General features: G+C 67.7%; 15 protein-coding genes and 4 tRNA genes. 6 read left to right on the plus strand and 13 right to left on the minus strand.

The features are described from left to right. Positions 1-51: 51 nt before the first annotated feature. From AHOG_RS19765 to AHOG_RS19775, 3 genes are all read right to left on the minus strand, one after another. A tRNA-Val gene (locus AHOG_RS19765) sits at positions 52-123 on the minus strand. Between the two features lie 93 nt (positions 124-216). Then, positions 217-1,119, minus strand: coding sequence for an anti-sigma factor domain-containing protein (locus AHOG_RS19770; protein WP_093942673.1), 903 nt, complete (start codon positions 1,117-1,119; stop codon positions 217-219). Next, positions 1,112-1,684: an RNA polymerase sigma factor gene (locus AHOG_RS19775; RefSeq protein ID WP_245856336.1), complete on the minus strand. Its 573-nt coding sequence runs from the start codon at positions 1,682-1,684 to the stop codon at positions 1,112-1,114. The genes AHOG_RS19770 and AHOG_RS19775 overlap by 8 nt, the downstream gene beginning before the upstream one ends. Before the next feature lie 378 nt (positions 1,685-2,062). Between AHOG_RS19775 and AHOG_RS19780 the strand changes: the two genes are divergently transcribed. The 4 genes from AHOG_RS19780 to AHOG_RS19795 all read left to right on the plus strand — a co-directional run bounded on the left by AHOG_RS19780 (position 2,063) and on the right by AHOG_RS19795 (position 2,898). Next, positions 2,063-2,488, plus strand: coding sequence for an SsgA family sporulation/cell division regulator (locus tag AHOG_RS19780; RefSeq protein ID WP_075741952.1), 426 nt, complete (start codon positions 2,063-2,065; stop codon positions 2,486-2,488). A 136-nt stretch (positions 2,489-2,624) separates the two neighbouring features. Beyond that, a tRNA-Gly gene (locus AHOG_RS19785) sits at positions 2,625-2,696 on the plus strand. Between the two features lie 54 nt (positions 2,697-2,750). Continuing rightward, positions 2,751-2,822, plus strand: a tRNA-Cys gene (locus tag AHOG_RS19790). 1 nt (position 2,823) lies between these two features. Then, positions 2,824-2,898, plus strand: a tRNA-Val gene (locus AHOG_RS19795). Between the two features lie 14 nt (positions 2,899-2,912). Here the strand turns inward: AHOG_RS19795 and AHOG_RS19800 are convergent. The 4 genes from AHOG_RS19800 to AHOG_RS19815 form a co-directional block, all read right to left on the minus strand. Further along, positions 2,913-4,118, minus strand: a complete 1,206-nt coding sequence (locus tag AHOG_RS19800) for a tyrosine-type recombinase/integrase (protein ID WP_211290451.1) — start codon at positions 4,116-4,118, stop codon at positions 2,913-2,915. A gap of 960 nt (positions 4,119-5,078) precedes the next feature. Beyond that, on the minus strand, positions 5,079-5,333 hold the full coding sequence (locus AHOG_RS19805; RefSeq protein WP_093942675.1) for a hypothetical protein: 255 nt from the start codon (positions 5,331-5,333) through the stop codon (positions 5,079-5,081). Continuing rightward, positions 5,323-5,556 carry a hypothetical protein gene (locus AHOG_RS19810; RefSeq protein WP_093942676.1) on the minus strand — a complete coding sequence of 78 codons (234 nt, stop codon included), beginning with the start codon at positions 5,554-5,556 and terminating at the stop codon, positions 5,323-5,325. The genes AHOG_RS19805 and AHOG_RS19810 overlap by 11 nt, the downstream gene beginning before the upstream one ends. 541 nt (positions 5,557-6,097) lie before the next feature. Further along, positions 6,098-6,301: a hypothetical protein gene (locus AHOG_RS19815; protein ID WP_157736933.1), complete on the minus strand. Its 204-nt coding sequence runs from the start codon at positions 6,299-6,301 to the stop codon at positions 6,098-6,100. A 525-nt stretch (positions 6,302-6,826) separates the two neighbouring features. On the opposite strand from AHOG_RS19815, the gene AHOG_RS19820 reads away from it, so the two are divergent. Next, positions 6,827-7,567, plus strand: a complete 741-nt coding sequence (locus AHOG_RS19820; RefSeq protein ID WP_157736934.1) for a hypothetical protein — start codon at positions 6,827-6,829, stop codon at positions 7,565-7,567. Positions 7,568-7,845: 278 nt separating this feature from the next. Here AHOG_RS19820 and AHOG_RS28765 read toward each other — a convergent pair whose 3' ends face one another. From AHOG_RS28765 to AHOG_RS19850, 6 genes are all read right to left on the minus strand, one after another. Then, positions 7,846-8,358 (minus strand): hypothetical protein, encoded by a 513-nt coding sequence (locus tag AHOG_RS28765; protein ID WP_157736935.1) that lies wholly within the window; start codon positions 8,356-8,358, stop codon positions 7,846-7,848. Between the two features lie 704 nt (positions 8,359-9,062). Continuing rightward, positions 9,063-10,106 carry a tetratricopeptide repeat protein gene (locus AHOG_RS19830; protein ID WP_093942680.1) on the minus strand — a complete coding sequence of 348 codons (1,044 nt, stop codon included), beginning with the start codon at positions 10,104-10,106 and terminating at the stop codon, positions 9,063-9,065. A gap of 124 nt (positions 10,107-10,230) precedes the next feature. Next, the gene (locus AHOG_RS19835) at positions 10,231-10,941 is read right to left on the minus strand and encodes a 7-carboxy-7-deazaguanine synthase QueE (RefSeq protein WP_093944632.1); all 711 of its coding nucleotides are present in this window, start codon (positions 10,939-10,941) and stop codon (positions 10,231-10,233) included. 5 nt (positions 10,942-10,946) lie between these two features. Continuing rightward, complete coding sequence (locus AHOG_RS19840; RefSeq protein WP_093942681.1) at positions 10,947-11,393, minus strand: 6-pyruvoyl trahydropterin synthase family protein; 447 nt, start codon at positions 11,391-11,393, stop codon at positions 10,947-10,949. Further along, the gene (locus AHOG_RS19845; RefSeq protein ID WP_093944633.1) at positions 11,386-11,640 is read right to left on the minus strand and encodes a helix-turn-helix domain-containing protein; all 255 of its coding nucleotides are present in this window, start codon (positions 11,638-11,640) and stop codon (positions 11,386-11,388) included. Before AHOG_RS19845 ends, AHOG_RS19840 begins: the two co-directional genes overlap by 8 nt. 422 nt (positions 11,641-12,062) lie before the next feature. Then, on the minus strand, positions 12,063-12,899 hold the full coding sequence (locus AHOG_RS19850; protein ID WP_245856337.1) for a phosphotransferase enzyme family protein: 837 nt from the start codon (positions 12,897-12,899) through the stop codon (positions 12,063-12,065). Positions 12,900-13,123: 224 nt separating this feature from the next. Here AHOG_RS19850 and AHOG_RS30675 point away from each other — a divergent pair, with 224 nt between their 5' ends. Then, entirely contained in the window at positions 13,124-14,512 is a 1,389-nt protein-coding gene (locus AHOG_RS30675) for a helix-turn-helix domain-containing protein (protein WP_093942683.1), read from the plus strand. Positions 14,513-14,516 lie beyond the last annotated feature (4 nt).

Consider the following 14,516-nt stretch of genomic DNA (forward strand, 5'->3'; position numbering starts at 1 on the left):
GGCCCAGGTGCACGGCTCGTTTCCGAGCCTGCGACCTGGGCCTTTCGACTGTGGGCGATACTGGGATCGAACCAGTGACCTCTTCGGTGTGAACGAAGCGCTCTCCCCCTGAGCTAATCGCCCGGGCTTTCGGGGCGTCCCCCGGCAGCGAGGAAACCATACATCACGATGGTGCAGGGCCCTCGCACCGGGGGTCGCTCTACGCCTTCCTCCAGGTCAGCCGCTCATCGGGCCGCTGGCGACGATGTCGCCGGACGGGGCGTCCGGCATGTCCCCGTCGGGCTCCGACGAGATCGCGAACGCCGTCACCGAAGCCATGTCCTCGGTCATGTCATGGGACCACCGGAGCGTCTGGGTGGGCATCCGCTCCTGCTCCGCTCCGACCTCGAAACCCGCCATGGGGACCGGCTGGTCACCCTGGAGCGCCCAGAGCACGTACATCTGATCGGCCTCGTTGCGGGGCAGGCCGGTGGACACCACGGCGCCGTGCGCGCCCGTGGCGAAGAGCACCGCCGCCGTCTGCTGGGCGGGGTCGTGCAGCACGATCCGGTGCATGTCGGGGTCGGCGGCCACCCGCAGCGCGGTCTCCATCGACGCGGCCTGTCGGGCTTGGACCTCCTGCTGCCGGTGCACTTCGACGAGCCGCAGGCCGAGCCCGGCCGACGCGGCCGCCAGCACGGCCACGGCGACGGCGAGGAGGGCCACGGCCGCCCGCCCACGCCGTCGGGGCCTCTCCGGCCAGCCCGGCCTCCTGGCGCGCTCACCGGGGCCGCCAGGGGGCCGCGTGGCGCCCGCCGATGCGGTGCCGTCCGACTGGTGCCGCGTCGCGACGGGCACCTCGGCCGGGGGATGCGGCGGCGGAGGGCCCGGCTCCTGATCGACCTCGGCGATCCGCGCGAGCATCCTGTCCCGCATGCCCGCGGGCGGTTCCGCCGCAGGCACGGCCTCGCCGAGCAGCGCACCGAGCTCCTCGGTCTCCGCCACCGTGCCGCGACAGCGCGCGCAGGAGGGCAGGTGCTCGGCGAACCTCGCGGCCTCGTCGGGCGCCAGCGAGGACAGCGCCCAGCCGACCGCGGTCTCGTGGTGTTCACACTCCTCGCCCTGTTCCAGCTCACTCACGTCCGTCCCCCCTTTCTGTTCCGTCGCGGCGCGGCTCCTCGGTGTTCAGCAGAGACGAGAGCAGTCCGCGCAGTCGTCGCACCCCGGCGAAGGTGCGGGATTTCACCGTGCCCAGCGGCACGCCGGTGAACGCGGCGACCTCGCCCTGGGTGTAGCCGCCGTAGTACGCGAGGGCGATCGCCTGGCGCTGTTCGTCGGGAAGCCTGCGCAGCGCCTCCTGCACCTGTCCGCCGACGACCCGCCCCATCGCCTCCTGGTCGACGTCGGGCCCGCCCACTGCCTCCTCGACCGCGGCATCGGCCTCCGCCGCCGTACGGCGCCGTAAGGCGCTCTCCCGGCGTACCGCGTCGACGGCGCGGTGATGCACGAGCGTCAGCAGCCACGTCGAGAAGGAGCCCCGATCGGCGCGGAAGCCGTGCGGCCTACGCCACAGATCGAGGAACGCCTCCTGCACGACGTCCTCGGCGATTCCGGGATCGACGCAGAGCCTGCGCGCCAGCGAGTACGCCTGCCGGGAGTACCGGTCGAACAGCTCGGCGAACGCCTCGGCGTCACCTTGCGTCACCAGCGCCACCAGATCGGCATCAGCAGGTCGGCGTTGCCGCTGCGGCGTCGTCGTCGACTCCCCCTCGGCCGCGGACGAGGAGGATGATGTTGGTGGATCGGCCACTACGAGAGCCCTCACAACCCGGCGTTCGCCCAACGGGTACGTTTCGGTTCATGTCCCGCCGCCAGGGCGGACCGTGAAGAGTATCGCCCTCAGGCCGACCGCCCAGCCGCCGGGAACGGACACGGAGCGCAGCGAGGCGGTAGCCCAACGAATTAGTTCTGACCCGTATGGGTGATGTCTGGCCCAAAGGCAAGCATTCGAGGGTGCCTGGGCGTCACAACTGTTGTGGTCGAACGTTTCATGGCCAGTAGGGAGAAGGAAAGGGCGACGACAATGCGCAATGATCACGTAACACTCTGTTCGCGAGCAGTGTTCGACCTCCTCGCACCGAGGACTCCCGCGGTGCCGGTCAACGTCGAACTCAGGTACGACACCCGCGACCCCTACGCGGTCGTGGCCGCCTTCCAGACCGGACGCGGCGGCTCGGTGGAGTGGGTGTTCGCCCGCGATCTGCTGGCCGACGGCCTCATCGCCGAGGTCGGCGACGGCGATGTCCGCATCCGCCCCGCGGTCGACAACCCGGAGGTCGTCGTGGTCGAGCTCAGCTCGCCCTCCGGACACGCGATGTTCGAGGCCTCCGCGCAGGAACTCGCCGACTTCCTGGACCGCACCTACGACGTCGTCATGCCCGGCAACGAGAACCTGTGGGTCAACGTCGACGACGCGCTTGCCCGACTCCTGCCGCACGACCGGTCCTGACCTGGGAAGACGGCGGGAGGCGCCGCGAAACGGGACCCCGATTTGATCCTGGAACGCGGCGTTGGGTAAGGTTCTGCCCAACAGCACGGCGGTGGTCGAAAAGCCGAGAGGCTCGGAGATCGAACGCCTTGCTTCTGCGGACGTAGCGCAGTGGTAGCGCATCACCTTGCCAAGGTGAGGGTCGCGGGTTCGAATCCCGTCGTCCGCTCGACTCGGCCTTAACGAGGTCGACGTCTCAGAGTCAGGCCTGACTCTGGGATTCGGCGGAGTGGCCGAGTGGCTTAGGCAAGGGCCTGCAAAGCCCTGTACACGGGTTCGATTCCCGTCTCCGCCTCGGGCGATTAGCTCAGTGGGAGAGCGCTACCTTGACACGGTAGAGGTCACAGGTTCAATCCCTGTATCGCCCACCAGTTATACACACTGGTCAGATGCCCCGTCGGTGTTCGTCACCGGCGGGGTGTTCTGCGTCCATGGGAGGAATCTGGGAGGACCGGTTCTGAGCACTACCGGAACCGAGCTCTACCAGGGTGATCTCCCATCGCCGAGTGAGGCCGGCCAGAATGCGGTCGATCATGGGCTGCGTGACGTGGGAATAGATCCCCGAGACACCGCGCATCCGGTGCCCGAGGCGGACATGCTGAGCAATCTCGGGGATGTGGTCCTCGATCAGCCAGGTCTTATGCGTGTGACGTAGGTCATGGAAATGGAAGCCGGGCAGGAGCGGCGCCCAGCCGCGTTCGGCGTTACCTCCGACGGCCGGCATCCAGAACCTGTCCCGGAAATTCGACCGCCGCAACAGCCCACCGTCTGCTCCGGTGAACACATGCGCGTGATCTTGTTCACTCCGGTGAGTGCGGAGCAGGTCGCCGAGGAACTTCGGCAGATGCACGGTGCGCACCGAGGCGGGCGTCTTGGGCGCCCCCAGCATCAGGCGACCGCCGATCTCGTGCAATGCGCCCGTCTTGGCATCGACCCGTACGCTCCCGCCTGCCAGGTCGACGTGCGGCCACCGCAGGCCCGCCAGTTCCCCCCACCGCAGGCCGGTGTAGGCGGCCGTGGTCACCAGCAGGCCCAGCCCGGCTGGCAGACGTTGGGTGATTCGCCGCACCTGCCATGCCTGCGCAATCTGACGCTCCCGGAAGTCACCGGCACCGATGCGCAGCCGCCGACACGGGTTCGACCCGATCAGGTCCTCCTCCACCGCCTCGCCCAATAGCATGGACAACAGCGTGACCACATCGGACACCGTCGCTGGCGCCAACCGAGTTCGCAGGCCCTTCACCCAGCTCTTCACCTTGATCCGCGAAATCTCCGCCACCGCAGTGTCCCCGAACCTCGGCTCGATGTGATTCCGCAGATGCGACCGGTACTTCGCCCACGTCCCCGGTGACACGTCGTGCGCCTGCGACCACACCTCGATCCACTCCGACAGCAACGTCAACCCCGCCGCAGGATCCCGGAACGTCTCATTCCGCTGCTGTGCCTCGATATCGTTAGCCCGCGCCCGCGCGGCGGTCTTGGTCGCGAACCCCGACTCCGAGGCCAACCGACCACCATCAACCGGATAGCGAACCCGCCACCGGCCACCATGCTTCTCCACCCACGCCACAACCATTTCCTCCTCTGACATCGCTCCACCCCACGCGAATCCGGCCCGGGGTCGGCACCTATTCCCGCTTCCACCGCCACAGAGAGCAAGCGGTATGTGTTCACACCGTGAGAAACCTGTCCGCCCCGCAGTCCCGTCCGCGTCCGAGCAGGCACCGACGTCTTCGCGACGTGCACCGCACACGGCGGCACCCCGGCCGCAAGCAGAACCTGTCGGCGCCCGCGACAACCCGATCGCCTCATCTGATGTCAACAACACCACATCCACTCGGCGCCTCCCGATCCGCGAACCTCCCGTCACTCAGCGGCTTCGAGTCCTCCAGAACCGACACCGTGCTCACCAGCTCCTCATCCCAACGGCCCCAGCACGCCTGAACTCCTCCAGACGGCAACAATTTCGACACCGCACTCACTTTTAGAAGTTCTAAACCGATCCACCCCCCGGGCGATGAAGATCTTTTGCAGCCCCCTAGGGGAAGTCCTTACCCGGCTGTACAGCTTGGCGTTCGCTGCGGATCCGACAGCGGCCTACCGGCAGCGATTCGGTGATTCTTCTGTGTTCCGCGCGTCCCGGTGATGCTTGTCGGAATGCCTTCTCGACCGGCCGCGCCGACCAGCCTCGTCGCTTTGCGAGGCGAACCGGCGCCCCTTCTGATCGGCAGCCGCAGCACAGCGGCGCGCTCCGAGAGAACTCTCATCCTGATCGACCACAGCGAAAGGCGGTGACGCGGCAGGCACCAGGCGCGCGCGACGAGCGCGGCACTATGAGGTGCGGTATCGCCGCGCATCGGAAACAGCCAAAGCGCTCCATGGAACATGGTGGCTTGATCCGCCTGTCCGCCGCGCCAGCATCTACCTCGCACTTCAACGAATACTCGTGTTCGCCTTCACGACCTGGTGGTCCTCGTGGCCATGAGCTTGCGGCGGCGCACGGCATCGCCCAGGAGCGCCAAACCCTGGGCTGTGTCGTCGGAAGGGCTCGTCACAGGGAGGTGACGACGTGGCCGATCAGCTGGTCGATGGTGATGAGCGTGGTGTGGATCTCCGTCACGCCTTCGTCGCGGGTGTGCTGAATTCTGGTCAGGACCGTGGTCTCGTCCCGGAAGGTGCGCAGTGCGGCCTGTGCTTGGGCGTGTATGGCTTCGAGTGCTGCGCTGTACTCCTCGGCGGAGGTGATGGGGAGGGATTCCTGGAGTGTCCGGAGTTGGCTGATCACGTCGCCGATGTCAGAGGTCACCGTGGTCGTAGCCCTTTCCGATTTCGGCGGCGGGGATCACGGTGACGGTGAACGCCGCGCGGCGGCGCACGGGGTGTTCGGTGAGTGTCGTGAATGCACGGTCGATGCCGTCCTGCACGACGCGGATGGCCTCGGTCGCGGAGGTCTGGTCTTCGACGGCTTTGTGGAACATCAGGCGGCGGGCGGGCACGGTCCCCGCGACGCACTCTCCGCCCTCGGCCACCCCACCCCAGCCGGCACGATCCGGTCCTGGGCATCACGCGGTCTGCTCGCCCGCGCACCCGGAGCTGGGCCCGGCCCGCTACCGGCGCGCCGACGCCCCTCACCCGCGCCCGCACCGGACACACCATCGCCACCCCCGCCGCGCCGTAACGAGCCCGATCGACCGGTGTGCAACGCTGGATGCCAGCGGGCGAGCTATGCCCACCGAATCCCGGCTCCCCTTCCACGGGCCCGGGTTCACGCGGTCTAACACGGCTCATCCCGCCGTCACCCCGTCCACACGATCGAGTGGGGACAAAGTGAGCCAAGCCCGCTACCTGCGAAAATGAAACTTCATGGAGCGTTGGCTGACTTGCCGTTACAACAAATCATCGAGAAACAATCGATACAAAGTAGCTTGAAATAATCTCAATTCACCCGATCGAACGCGGGAGTTTCTGCAAAGCCATGTTAGGTTCGGGTGTCCAGTTTTGCTGGGCAGCTGCGGAGGAGACTGTGCGCGGTGTGTCCGCACCTACGCACAGCCCCCTCACGCGGTCGGGCTACCGCCGTCGGGTCCTCATCCACATGCCCAGAATGCGGAGCACCAGGGCCGTTCTCCTGGCAAACGTCGCCAGGAGGACGGCGCCGACCTCGTGGGCCACCTCAGCCGCGACGGTGAGCGCGGTTGCGCTCCCATCGACGGCTGCGGCGAACCGCGTCCAGTCGTCCTCGTGCCGCTCCGGCGGCATCCCTGATCCGGTCATGAGCACCCCTCTCGAACACAGCGCCCGCAGCCTTGACGACTGCGGCACGGCTGCGACTGCCTCAGCAGCCGCCACGCTGCTGAGACCGCCCGAACCGGGTGCGGATCGGATACCGAGACGCTAACACCAGTGGAAGTCGAGGAAACCGGGCCGCATTCGACCCGGCACTGCCGTGGGAGCATCCGCATGAAATCGCATGCCGATTGACCTGCGAAGATGCGCCACGTTCACCCAACAGGGTGGGAAGTGAAATTTTTCAGGCACTCCCTGATAATAGTTATTATCACGGGACCAACGGGGCACAAGTTGCCGCCGAAATCGGGTCCACTCTGATGTCCCGATTGTCAAGACAATGCAGTACCGGCAGGTGCAGCATCGTCCCCGTACCTGCCCTTCACTCACACTCCGCCAGCGAGCCTCCCTCACCTGACACGCCACCTCGGCCGCGTCCAGACGCAGCCCCGCCGCGCATACGCGCGGGGGCACTGGCCGACCCTGGAACTGACAAGTGGGGAGGTGCGCGCCGTGCCCCGCCCCTCCCCGATCACCGACACCGAACGCGACCGCGTCGCCGCGCCGCACGCCGCCGGGCGGGCCCGCGCCGCGATCGCTCGTGCTCTCGGCCGATCACCGTCCACGGTCGGCAAGATCGCATCGGCCGCCAGGTTGTCGTGGGACCGGACGGCCACGGCGTCGGCCATCGCGGCGAAGCAGATTGACAACATGGCCAGGCGGGCCACCATCGTGGGCCGCCTGTACGACCAGGCCGCCGCCCAGCTCGACCGCCTCAACCGATCCACGCACGGACTCGCGATTCCCTCGGCCGGGGCGCTCGCCGAGTGGACCGCGCGGGATCTTCCCGCTAGGGATGTCCGCGCGCTGCTGAGCGCCGTGTTCGACTTCGACCCCAACCGGTACGTGACGGCCGCGCTGCCGCACACGGTCCGGTGGCTCACCGGGGACATCGCCGCCGTATCCGCCCGCCAGCTGTTCGACGAGGCGCCCACGATCCGAGTCACGGACCGTGCGACACAGGACCGCTTAGACACGATCCTGACCGAAGGCGCCGTGATCCGGCGCTTGGCCGAGGCTGGCAGCATCTCGGCCAGGCTCGGCGGTGTCTATCTCAAGCTCGCGTGGGATGCCGACCTCGCGCGCCGCCCGATCGGTGCGTCGTACACCCGGACGCCGCTGTTCCAGAGTGGCGACACGGGATGCTCTCACAGTCCATCTGGTCAACGGGCTCGCCCGCCGCCGTCGCCCTAGCCCGTACCCCATCACCGCGGGTTTCGACCCGGTCGTCTGTCCTCGGCGTGCAGGTCCGTTGCCGGGGCGTGACCCGCGCGACGTCCTCCGTCTGGTCAACGCCGTCGCCGACGCGGCGCACAACCAGACACGCTCATCCTCGGGTGCCCAGGGCTTTCTTCCGGGGCAGGGCGACGCGGGCGGGCCTTCCGGATCACCAGGCCCGCCCGCGCCCCTGCGGCCCGAGCGTGCGGGCCGGGGCACCGCATCGGGGGAAGCTCGGGCCGGGCAGCGTGCTGTCAGCAGGTGGGCGCCGCCGACAGCACGGATGGTCGATGCTCGGTTCTCGATAACAGCGACGCCCCCAGACACGGCCCGCACGGCATCCCCGTACCGACACCGACGATGTCGATACCGGACACGGGAATCGGCGTTCCGCACCTCGCCCGCAGCACGGGCGACGTGGCCGCCGGGATGGGACACCCGTGCACCACCCGCCGCGACACCGGAGCCCGATCCGCGGTGAGCTGCACCAGCCACACCGCCCCGGACTCCAACGGACACGGTGGCGGCGACGTTCTTCCCTCGGACACCGCGACGCACGTCCAGCAGTCCCGATCCAGCACCACAGGACGCTCCCCCGACACCTGCGGCATCGGCACAGCCACCGCAGGCACCGACAGCCCGCACAACGCCACGACCACCGAGGAAGGCCCGGGACGTTGCCCCGCGACGCGGTGGTGCCCCACCACCAGGCCCGCAGCCAACGGCACACCCACCACGAAGAACGCCGGTCCAGCAGTTCCGGTCATGGGCGCACCGCCGACGGGAAGCAGGCAGGGCAGTCGTTCACGGTGATCAGCTCGGTGGTGATCCGGACGACCACCGCCCCGCACACCGCGACTCTCATCGATCGGTAGGACCCATCCCAGGTATGCCGCAACCGACGGAACATCCCCACCCACAGCACCGACCGCTCATCGACAACAGCACGCAGAAGAGGGGTTCCTCCTCGGGCCACACCTCCTCGGCGTGGGCCGCTGTCATGACCTCGCCGCCTGTCGTCCGCCGAGCAGATCAAGCACGAGCAACACCGTCGCCAGCACCACCGCCGTGATCACCACGCTCACCACCCGCCCCCGCTCGACAGCACGTAGGGCGTACCCGCGCGAACACGCGCCTGATGACGCGGGATGTTCTCCCTCCCGAAGGTGACCGGCGCCTCGGCGATCCGTGGTGGGCGGGACGCCTGCCGTCGGTCGACTCGTCGAACGCAGAACATCTGGCGCTCGAACGCACCGGCTGCTCTCGCTACAGACAGTGGCGCGACGGGCTTGCCGATCGATCTCGGGGTTGGATTCGCTGGCATGTTCCCGCACCGTGCCTGCTTCGTCGGGGAAGAATCGTCGGTCACGGTTGTTTGCAGCGGCTGTGGACAGCGGCTGTCCCGGCCGCGTCCGTCTGCGTCTCTTGTGGGTCCGGGGCGTAGGCGGGAACCCGCAGCCAAGGATCGCACTCAGACTGCGGGGACGGTGCCGGTATGAAGACCCGGGCTGAGTTCCCGGGCCCGGCTGCGGTGGAGGGCGGCGCGACGCCGGTCCTGGCCGGTCTTCTCCCGGTTCGTCTCGATGTCCCCGTGCGGCTGACCCGCCTGGAGGTTCGCCGCGGCGCGGCGCTCGAGCGCGAGGGCGAGTTGGTGGTGGCAGGTGGCTTGGTAGTGGCTGCCGAGTTCGCCGAAGACGGTCAAGGCCCGGGTCAGTTCGGTGACGGCGTCGTCGTGTCGCCCGGTGAGGGAGTACAGGGTTCCGAGAAATTCGCTGATCCGCGCTTGGTCTTTGGCATCGCCGGTGGCGGCCAAGAGGTCGCGAGCGAGGAAGAGGTGGATTTCTGCCTGGTCGTAGAGGCAGAGGTCGCGCAGGATGAGGGAGAGAGCTCGGTGTCGCATGGAGGCCCCGCGGCGGGTGCCGCCGTGTTCTTCCAGCTGGAGGGCGGTGCGCAGCGAGTCCAGTGCTTCGGTGAGGCTGCCGCGGGTGTGGGCGAGGTGGCCGCGTTGGGCATGGGCGGTGGCCTGGAGCATCGGGGAGGCGAGCCGATCGGCGAGTGCGGTCGCCTCCGGTAGCAGGGTCTCGGCGGTGTCGACGTCGCCGAGCTTCACCCGAGCCGCGATCTCCTTGAGCAGGAGGTTGGCCTGGCCGAGTCGGTGTCGACGGGCGTGTTCGGGGTCGTCGGCGATGCAGGCGCTGCGGGCGGCCGCGGCGGCGCCGTCGGCGAACACGGTAGGTGGGACCAGCTGGCGGTGATGCAGGAACAGCGCCCACAACGTCTCCGCGAGTTGCGCGACCAGGTCGTCGCGATGGTGTGCGGCGGCGACGAGTGCCTCGCGGAGTGTCTCGTGGTCGTCCTTCAGCCAGTTCAGCGCTGCGGCGGCGGAGTCGAACGGACCAGGCTCGTCCTGAATCTCCAAGAACACGGCACCGAATCGAGGGGCGTCGGGCAACAGCATCAGGTAGGCGTGCGCGGCACGGGGCAGCATGCCCTGCTCGATCACGTGGAAGTCCACGATGTCTTCTCCATTCAGGGTTGGTCGTGAGGGTCGGCGGAAGAGCGCACGAGCGGAGGCTCGGCATGTCGCCGTCGGGTGGAGTGATCGGGAGATTCGCGGTGGGCAGGTTCGCCTGTGTCGGTCAGCGGCCGGGTTGCCCTTCCCAGAGCGTGATGTGCAGTCTCGGGCTCAGTGCCCAGCCACGGGCCAGTACCGGCTCGGCCAGGGCGCGTAGTCCTGCGGTGGCGTCGGTGTGGGTGGTGGCCTCCGGCATCAGCCAGACCTCGCGGAAGGGGTAGGCGGTGGCGATCGCATCGGCCTCGGCGAGGTCGATCTCCTGGTGGGCGGGGGCGATCACGAATTTGCACACGCTGTCGGCGGCGGCCAAGGTCTTCAGCGCGGTGGGCACGAGCCGTCGGTGCGCGGGCAGGCCGCTGCCGGGGAGTTTCGGGCTGACGTTGAAGCGCACGCCTGGTCGGATCAGGCCCGGTTCTGGGGTGATGGTGCCGTTGGTCTCGATCTCGATGCGGCGGCCCGCCGCCAGGAGGAGATCGAGTAGATCCACGAGCCTGCGTTGCTGAATCAGCGGTTCCCCGCCGGTGATCACCACCAGTTCGACGTCGGCATGCAACACCGTTTCGGCAAGCCGCGCCGATGTCTGTGCGGTGGTGTGTCTGCGTAGGTCGAAGCGAGTGGTGTCCCAGGTCTCCGGCGTGTCGCACCACGTGCAGGACAGGTTGCACCGCGAGAGACGGACGAACATCGCGGGCCGGCCCGTGCTCGGCCCTTCGCCTTGCAGAGTAGGGCCGAAGACCTCCGCGATGAGCAGCAACGGCTCACCGTCAGCAGCCATGCCGATCACCGTGCCGGTTCTCGGTCCGGTCGGAACTCCACCGTCGAGTCCCCACCCTCATCGACGACCACCGACTCCAGCCACCAGCCCCGGCCTGGTTCGAGGTGTCGGTGGCACCAGTCGGCGACCCAGGCCGCCAGGTGCTCGGCGGTCGGCGAGACAGGCAGGACCTCGGTGAGATCACGATGGTCGACGTTGTCATCGAGGTAACGGCCCAGTGGGGTGAGCGCGGCGAAGTCGACCACCCACCCCGGATCGACCAGATCGCGGGCGACCACCGTGACACGGACCGTCCACGTATGGCCGTGGACACGTCGACACTTATGCCCATCGGGCAGGCCCGACAGGCGATGCGCCGCGGCGAAGCGGAAGCGCCGACTGATGCGGTACGTGCCCGCCGGCACCTGCCAACTCGACGTTGCTCGTCCTGTTCCAGCATCGCCGTCAACCATGAGCGTGCCGATCGCCGCTCAGAGACTGTGGCAGCGAGACCACTCGTTGACGCCGCATGTTGCCGCCACGACGCCGGAGAGGAACATGCGATTCCAACAACAGCCTCCGCACTCCGCCGTACGACCACCCCACCGCGACCGCGAGTTCCCGTAGCGTCGCGCCCTGCGCATACCGCCGGGCCAGCTCGGCGCGAGCCTCGTCACGCTCTTCACCGACCAGACGGCGGTGTCTCGCGAGCAGCTTCATCGTCATACCGCCCTACGCCCTCTCCAATGTTGGGACCCGAACGGCCGAACACTTCTCATTAGTTCGGCCTTCGAGATGACTCCCAGCGATCGAACAGGCCGCAGGCGACGGCTACCAGAGCGTCACATCGGCGATCACGCGGCGACGTGACGGCGTCAGGGGTCGTGATCTGGACGAACACAGGTGAACTCACCAGGATCACTCGCTTCGACAGCGAGCGAGAAGAGCGCCGAGCCGCCGGTGGGGGCGCCGTCGAAGACTCCAACAGCGTCGCGACACTCCCGGACGTCAGGAGAATTCGGTACGACATCAGAACAACTCGTCGCGATGCTCAGAACGGCGAGCCATCCAGGCCCAAGGCCGGCGCGCGGCTCAGTAACCGGTTCCCCAGCCCGAAGACTGCGGATCTGCGTTCGGCCCCCTTACAGAGCGGTCCACGTCCAAGGCCGGTCGATGACGCCGCGCAAGCAGGCGACCCGATGTCGAGCTTGTTTCGCCACCTCGTCGTCGGTGGTGGCTTTGCTCAGGGCGAAGGTCGCCCAGCGCACTTCTCGGATGGTCGCCAGGGTGCGGTAGCCGGGCCAGGCGGTCATGTCGTATCCGCCGTAGGCCTCGACGAACGCCCGATAATCCGTGGGAGTGATGCGCGCGAAGTCGGTGTAGTCGACCGCAAGCGAGATCAGGTCCCATTCCCAGGGCCCGATGCCGAAGTGATCGAGGTCCAACAGCACGGGACGATCGGGATCGACCACGACGACGTTGCCCTGCCAGGCGTCGCCGTGGATCACATGCCTCGGCAGATCCTGCGCTACGTCGCCGTAGTCGGCGCGCAGGCTGTCCACGAGGTCCTGAAGCCACCTTCGGTCGTCTTGGGCGAGGAGGGGGCTGCCATCGCGGATGGCCTCGTACAACCCGTCGAGCGGGTCCACCTCCGGGAACAGGGCAGACTCGGGGACGGCCAGCTCGTGCAGTCGGCGCAACATCGCACCGAGTTCGGCAGGCTCGGCGTGCCGGTGCTCGGGCAGCGTCACCCACCACGTCACAGGCCGATCGCCGACCAACGTCGGCTGCTCGACACCGTCAAGAACCTGTACGACCGGGATGCCGGCATCGGCCAGCCACCGCGACGCCGTGATCTGACGTTCGGCGAGACCATGGGAGCCAGCGGGGCCGATCCGAGCCACCACCGCGCCGGGAAGTCGATACATCACGTTCGTACCGTCACGAATGAGCTGGGCGCCCGCGGTTGACACGCCCACCGCAAGACCGGCTTCGGTAAGCACTTCCCCCGAGTCGATCGACGTCATCCGCTACATCGGTGAAGATCGGTGCCTCGTCCCATCCCGTCACCAGCTGGCCACGATGGCGCGACTCGTCGTGTGATCACGGACCCATCTTTACTCATAATGGGTGTTCGTCGCCGCTTCTCCGTCGTGGTACACCGAGGGCAGTTAACCTGCAGGCATCACCGTCAGGGGGAGCGATGTCGCGGCGTCAAGCGTTCAGCCGACGTAGGAAGATTCTGGGGTACTCGCAAGAGTCTTTCGCCGTCCGAGTCGGAGTGGAGTTCTCCACGGTCGGGCGATGGGAACGGGGCGAACTCACACCACACCCGTGGCGCAGGCAGAGAATCGCCAATGCACTCGAGATCACCCTGGAAGAGCTCGATCAGCTGCTGGCACTCGACGAATCGCCGACGACACGCGATGCAGGGACATGGCGGAGTCGCCCAGACGACACCGTGGCGAGCTCGGGCGCATCGTCGGCTCCTCGTCTTGCGTCCTGGGCGACGAGCAGCCTGGTGCGAGACGTCCTTGATCACACTGAGGAGGACCTGACGGTGTTCTCGCGACGCACGGTGTTGACCACTACGGCCGCGCTCGCCGGGACGGCGTTCACGGCGGCGTTGGAACCGGTCCTTCGACCTGTCCTCACAGCGTCGACGTCGGGCCATGCCTTCGCCACGGCCGAACTGGTGGACGCCGAGGAGATCGTGACGCAGTTGACCCGGCTGCACCGCCGCGCTAGCGGTCTCGACGGTCGGATGGTGGCAGCGCAACTCAGTGCCTTCTGTCGGCGCCTGCACGAGGCGCCGCAGGGAACCCCGGAGACGTCACGCGCCTTCCGGATCGCTGCCGAGCTGGCTGAACTCGTGGCATCGCTGAACTGGGACGCCGGTCTGCACGACAGCGCTCAGCGTTACTTCCTTCACGCCGTTCAACTGGCCCATGCGGGGAGCGATCGAGTGCTGGTCGCAGTCGTTCTGGCTGCACTGGCTCGCCAGTGCAGCGACCTCGGCCGCCCGAACGACGCCTTGGAAGCGGTTCAGCTCGCGCAATACCTCACACGCCGGGAGGCGACGCCTCGGTTGCGAGCGCTTCTCGCTACGCGGGAAGGATGGGCACACGCTCAGAAGGGGGACGTGAAGGCCTTCCAGCGCTGCGTCACCGCCGCTCAAGACCACCACGCCGAGGGCCCGAACGAGAACGACAGCCATGCGAGCATCGTCGGCTTGGACAACGCCGAACTGGCCGGGGTCATCGGAGCCCGTTACCGCGACCTCGCCGCGCACGATGTGCGACACGCGCGCACAGCACAGGACTACATCGGCACCGCCTTGCGGCTGCGCCCAGCAGATCACCTCCGCACCCGCATGTTCGACCTCATCGGTCTCGCGCGTACGCACGTGATCTCTCGTGAGCCTGATCGGGCCGCCGAACTCATCGCCGAGGCTCTTCCCTCAGCGCCCACCCTGGCCCATGGCCGGGTCGGCCGGAAACTACGAGAGTTTCACCGAGAGGCTGTCGTGTTCGATGATGTCCCCGCCGTCCACGACGTTCGCCAGGCCGTGATGGAGCTGACGACGATCTGAAGGG

Origin of the sequence: Actinoalloteichus hoggarensis (assembly GCF_002234535.1) — a bacterium.
In the GTDB taxonomy this organism is placed as follows: Bacteria; Actinomycetota; Actinomycetes; order Mycobacteriales; family Pseudonocardiaceae; genus Actinoalloteichus_A; species Actinoalloteichus_A hoggarensis.

Coding starts and splice junctions, on each gene's coding strand:
- AHOG_RS19845 (WP_093944633.1), bottom strand. CDS start 11,640: ATGAAGCTGCTCGCGAGACACCGCCGTCTGGTCGGTGAAGAGCGTGAC.
- AHOG_RS28765 (WP_157736935.1), bottom strand. CDS start 8,358: ATGACCGGAACTGCTGGACCGGCGTTCTTCGTGGTGGGTGTGCCGTTG.
- AHOG_RS19800 (WP_211290451.1), bottom strand. CDS start 4,118: ATGTCAGAGGAGGAAATGGTTGTGGCGTGGGTGGAGAAGCATGGTGGC.
- AHOG_RS19815 (WP_157736933.1), bottom strand. CDS start 6,301: ATGACCGGATCAGGGATGCCGCCGGAGCGGCACGAGGACGACTGGACG.
- AHOG_RS30675 (WP_093942683.1), top strand. CDS start 13,124: ATGTCGCGGCGTCAAGCGTTCAGCCGACGTAGGAAGATTCTGGGGTAC.
- AHOG_RS19835 (WP_093944632.1), bottom strand. CDS start 10,941: ATGGCTGCTGACGGTGAGCCGTTGCTGCTCATCGCGGAGGTCTTCGGC.
- AHOG_RS19780 (WP_075741952.1), top strand. CDS start 2,063: ATGCGCAATGATCACGTAACACTCTGTTCGCGAGCAGTGTTCGACCTC.
- AHOG_RS19840 (WP_093942681.1), bottom strand. CDS start 11,393: ATGGTTGACGGCGATGCTGGAACAGGACGAGCAACGTCGAGTTGGCAG.